General features: G+C 35.8%; 5 protein-coding genes. All 5 read left to right on the top strand.

Going from position 1 to position 4,605, the window contains the following annotated elements:
* Positions 1-913 (top strand): ABC transporter ATP-binding protein (locus tag AC3AX0_RS03210; RefSeq protein WP_487548866.1); only part of this gene is annotated, 913 nt, incomplete at its 5' end.
* Positions 914-916: 3 nt separating this feature from the next.
* Positions 917-1,915, top strand: coding sequence for an ABC transporter ATP-binding protein (locus AC3AX0_RS03205; RefSeq protein ID WP_487548865.1), 999 nt, complete (start codon positions 917-919; stop codon positions 1,913-1,915).
* A complete protein-coding gene (locus AC3AX0_RS03200; RefSeq protein WP_487548864.1) occupies positions 1,912-2,751 on the top strand; it encodes a MurR/RpiR family transcriptional regulator in 840 nt (279 codons plus the stop codon). Before AC3AX0_RS03205 ends, AC3AX0_RS03200 begins: the two co-directional genes overlap by 4 nt.
* Positions 2,751-3,791 carry a dipeptidase gene (locus AC3AX0_RS03195; protein ID WP_487548863.1) on the top strand — a complete coding sequence of 347 codons (1,041 nt, stop codon included), beginning with the start codon at positions 2,751-2,753 and terminating at the stop codon, positions 3,789-3,791. Before AC3AX0_RS03200 ends, AC3AX0_RS03195 begins: the two co-directional genes overlap by 1 nt.
* Positions 3,791-4,605: amidohydrolase family protein (locus tag AC3AX0_RS03190; protein ID WP_487548862.1), on the top strand; the 815-nt coding region annotated here is incomplete at its 3' end. The genes AC3AX0_RS03195 and AC3AX0_RS03190, both read left to right, overlap by 1 nt.

The raw sequence follows: 4,605 nt of genomic DNA, 5'->3' as shown, positions 1-4,605 counted from the left end.
AATAAGAAAAGGAAAGATTCTTGGAATAGCAGGAGAATCCGGAAGTGGGAAAAGTATTACCAGCCTGGCCATTATGAATCTGGTACCCAAACCAAATGGATATATTGCTTCAGGGGATATAGTATTTAAGGAAAAATCAATTCTGAAGCTTAAAGATGATGAAATGAGAAAAATCAGAGGAAATAGCATAGCGATGATTTTCCAGGAACCCATGACAAGTCTTAATCCTGTTTTCACCATTGGATATCAGATAGGAGAATCTTTGGAGATACATCAGGGACTTACGGGCAAGGTAAAGAGAGATAAAATAATCGAAATGCTTAAACTGGTGAAAATACCAAGACCTGAAAAAGTAATTGATGAATATCCACATCATCTGTCAGGTGGTATGAGACAGAGAGTTATGATAGCGATAGCCCTTTCATGCAACCCGGAACTTCTTATAGCGGATGAACCTACAACAGCGTTGGATGTGACTATTCAAGCTCAGATACTTAATCTTATGAAGGAATTGACAGAGAATCTTGGTACATCGATTATGTTTATTACACATGATCTTGGAGTTATTGCTGAAATGGCTGATGATGTAGCAATAATGTATTTTGGTAAAATTGTTGAAGAAGGTTCGGTTAATGATATTCTTAACAATCCCAAACATCCTTATACAATAGGCCTGATTAAAGCCAGACCTGACAATTATTCCGAAGAGGATGGATTTTATTATATTAAAGGCAGGGTTCCAAGCTTTATGAACATGCCCAAGGGATGTGCTTTTTACGACAGATGTGATTGTAAGATGGAAATTTGTAAAAACAGTATGCCGGATCTTTATGAAGGTGTCGACGGCAGGAAAATAAGATGCTGGATTTATAACGGCGATAATGCAATTATTGATAAAAATGGAGATGATTGATTTATGAATGATTACATGGTTAAGGTTGAAAACTTAAAACAGCATTTTCCTGTTACAGGTTCTTTTGGAAGGAATAAGGGTAGCGTGAAGGCTGTAGATGGAATAAGCTTTAATATTAGAAAAGGAACTACAATGGGACTTGTTGGAGAGTCCGGATGTGGAAAATCCACTGCGGCAAGAACCATACTTAATTTATTGGAGCCGACAGAAGGAAAAGTAATTTTTGATGGTAAGACTATTTATGATACTAGTGAAGGCAAGCAAATAAGTAAAAATGAGATGCTATCTTTGCGTAAAGATATGCAGATAATTTTTCAAGATCCCTATGCATGTCTTGATCCTAGAATGAATATAGAGAAAATAGTATCTGAAGGTATAAGAAAACATGAAAATGCAAGCCGTAGCGAAGCAAGGAGAAGAGTTGAAGAATTGATTGAGCTTTGCGGATTAGGTAAGGAACAGATTTCCAAGTTTCCACATCAGTTCTCTGGAGGACAAAGACAGAGGATAGGAATTGCAAGAGCGCTTTCATTGAATCCTAAATTCATAATATGTGATGAACCTACAGCAGCACTGGATGTATCTATACAGTCACAGATTTTGAATTTGATGTTGAAGTTGAAAAGGGAGTTTTCTTTGACCTATCTATTTATATCACATGATTTGAGTGTAGTGAGGAATTTTTGTGATGAAGTATGTGTAATGTATCTGGGAAAGATTGTTGAAAAGGGAACATCGTATGACATATATAACAATACCATGCACCCTTATTCAAAAGCGTTGATTTCAGCAGTCCCTTCCTTTGATCCCAATCACAGGAACAAACGACAGATTCTTGAAGGAGATTTGCCGTTGCCGATTAATCCTCCTGTAGGATGCAGGTTTAATACAAGATGTCCATATGTAAAAGATATATGCAGGAAAATAATGCCTGAACTAAAAGAAGTTGAAAACGGTCATTGTGTTGCCTGTCACTTAATAGATCAAGGAGGTTTGGAATGAATATAATGGAACAAATGGGTCAGAAATATGAGAAAATGACCGAAGGTGAGAAAAAGATATATCAATATATAATGAAGAATGTTCTTGCTGTTTCTTTAAAGTCAATCAACGAAGTATCGGAAGAGCTTGATATGTCTAAAACCTCCTTGATGAGATTTGCCAAAAATCTTGGATTTAACGGTTATTCCCAATTTAAAAAGACACTTCAGGAAGAGCAGATACTTGACTCTTCCCCTGCAGACAGAATGAAGCAGCTGTATGAATCGGACTATATTATGTGTCTTGAAAAAACTCAAAACAAAGAGTTTGAAAACATATCGCATACACTTTTAAATATTGATGATGTAAAATTCAATGAATTAATAGAGCTTATATTGAGTGAGAGAAGAATATTCACCATGGGTTGGGATGTGTCGTCATATTTGTCTGGAGTACTGAATTTCAGGCTTAATCATTTGGGATTTGACTCAAGGGAAATAAGAAGGGATTCAATTGATTTTGATGTACAGCTCATGCATATGAAAAAGGGTGATATACTCATAGTCTTTGATTTTTACAGATACAGCAAGGCTGTTGAAAGAGCTGTAGACCTTGCTGGAGAACTGGGAGTAGAAGTTATATTGATAACCGATGATTTGTCCTGTCCGGTATGTAAACACAGTAAGATGCATTTTTTATGTCATACGAAAACTGACCTATTGATGAACTCTATGATAGCACCGATATTTTTCATAAATATCATTGTTTCCGAGTTGGTATATAGGCTGGATGGCAAGATAATTGAAATTTTTGACAGAAGATATGAAATAATTAAGGATTCTGGTGAATATTATTGATGAAGAATATAGATATAAAGAATAAAGTTAAATCTATTAAGAGAAGTTGTTTTATTGCCGATGCGCATTTGGATCTTGCATATGACATAGTTAGAAAAAGGTCATATGGAGGAAGGAATATTCTTGAAAGAGACTATTATCAGGATATGTTGGATGGTGGATTAAACCTCGTCATATCTTCGATTTTTATAGAAACTAAGTATATTCCGGAAATGGTACTAAGAAGAGCGCTTATGCAGGTCGAAGCTCTCTTGGAGGATATAGAGGAGTCTGAACATTTTGAATTCTGCCTTGGCAAGAGCGATGTGGAAGCTGCATATAAAAACGGTAAAATAGCCATCATGCTCTCATTTGAGGGAGTTGAGCCTCTGTATAATGACCTTGAACTGCTTAACGTATTTAAAAGGCTTGGAGTAAGAGGCGTGGGTCTTTGCTGGAGTAGAAGAAACAATGCGGCCGATGGATCTGATTTTGTAGAAAAGAGAATTGGCAAAAGAAGTGGACTATCTTCATTTGGGTTGGAATTGCTTGATAAAATTGAAAATCATAAGATGTTCCTTGATTTGAGCCATATTAATGATGAAGGATTTAGTGATTCCATTGAATTTTTTAATGGAAAGATAATGGTATCCCATACAAATGCCAGGTCATTGAACAATACAATGAGAAACATCTCCGACGATCAGATAAAAACAATTTCAGATAATAGAGGATTTATTGGAATAAATGGAATGAATTTTACAGTGTCTGAGGATGGTTCAAATGATAATGTCATAGGATACTGTGATCATATAGATCATGTATTGAAAGTAGGAGGAGAAGATTGCTTGGGATTTGGGTTTGATTTCAATAATATTATTTTGAGATACATACCTGAAGAAGAACTGGTTAATCTTCCGAGGAAACCCTTTGATTGTATTGATGGATATAAGGAGATTCCTTGTATCATTGAGGAACTGATAAATAGAAACTATTCGGAAGAAACTATAGAAAAAATACTTGGTAAAAATCTTCTGGATTTTTTAGGTGAGGTAGAATAATGATATTAAGAGGCGCTAAAGTTTTCCTTTTGGAAGAAAATGGATTTGTTAAGAAAGACATTGAAATATCCGAAGGTAAAATTAAAAAAATTGACGATTGCATTGATAGTGAATGCTTTGAAAATTGTGAAGGAATGTATATAACTCCAGGTCTCATAGATGCACATTCTCATATTGGAATGTGGGAGGAAGGAATAGGAATAGAAGGTGCTGACGGAAATGAAATGAGCAGTCCTGTAACTCCGGAACTTAGGGCAATTGACGGCATCAATCCTGAAGACATTGCATTCAAGGAAGCTTTGAAGGGTGGAGTCACTACAGTTTCGACAGGTCCCGGCAGTACCAATGTAATAGGAGGCCAATTTTTAACAATTAAGATTAATGGAAATATAATAGACGATATGATCATAAAAAATCCATCAGCCATGAAATGTGCTTTTGGAGAAAATCCAAAGAAATATTTTGGACAGGAAGGTAAACCTCCTTTCACAAGAATGGGGATAGCTTCTACTTTAAGAACTACAATTAACCAGGCTCATGACTATTATTCAAGACAAGTCGCTGCAGGTGATGATATTTTGAAAAAACCTTCATATGATGAAAAAATGGAAAATATGATACCTGTCATCAAGGGTGAAATCCCCTTGAAGGCCCATGTACACAGAGCTGATGATATAATGACTGCTATTAGAATTGCAAAGGAATACGGATTGAACATGACTTTGGATCACTGCACCGAGGGTCATCTTATCAAGGATAAAATAAAGGAATCAGGTTTTCCAGCAATTCTTGGGCCAACATTTGGATTCAAGTC

It is taken from the genome of Dethiosulfatibacter sp. (genome assembly GCF_983023055.1).
Note: the sequence above shows the minus strand (reverse complement) of the source record. Positions and strands in the feature narration are given on the sequence as shown.

What these genes read in the sequence shown, in the direction of transcription:
- AC3AX0_RS03195 (WP_487548863.1), top strand. Translation starts at nt 2,751, where the DNA reads ATGAAGAATATAGATATAAAGAATAAAGTTAAATCTATTAAGAGAAGT.
- AC3AX0_RS03205 (WP_487548865.1), top strand. Translation starts at nt 917, where the DNA reads ATGAATGATTACATGGTTAAGGTTGAAAACTTAAAACAGCATTTTCCT.
- AC3AX0_RS03200 (WP_487548864.1), top strand. Translation starts at nt 1,912, where the DNA reads ATGAATATAATGGAACAAATGGGTCAGAAATATGAGAAAATGACCGAA.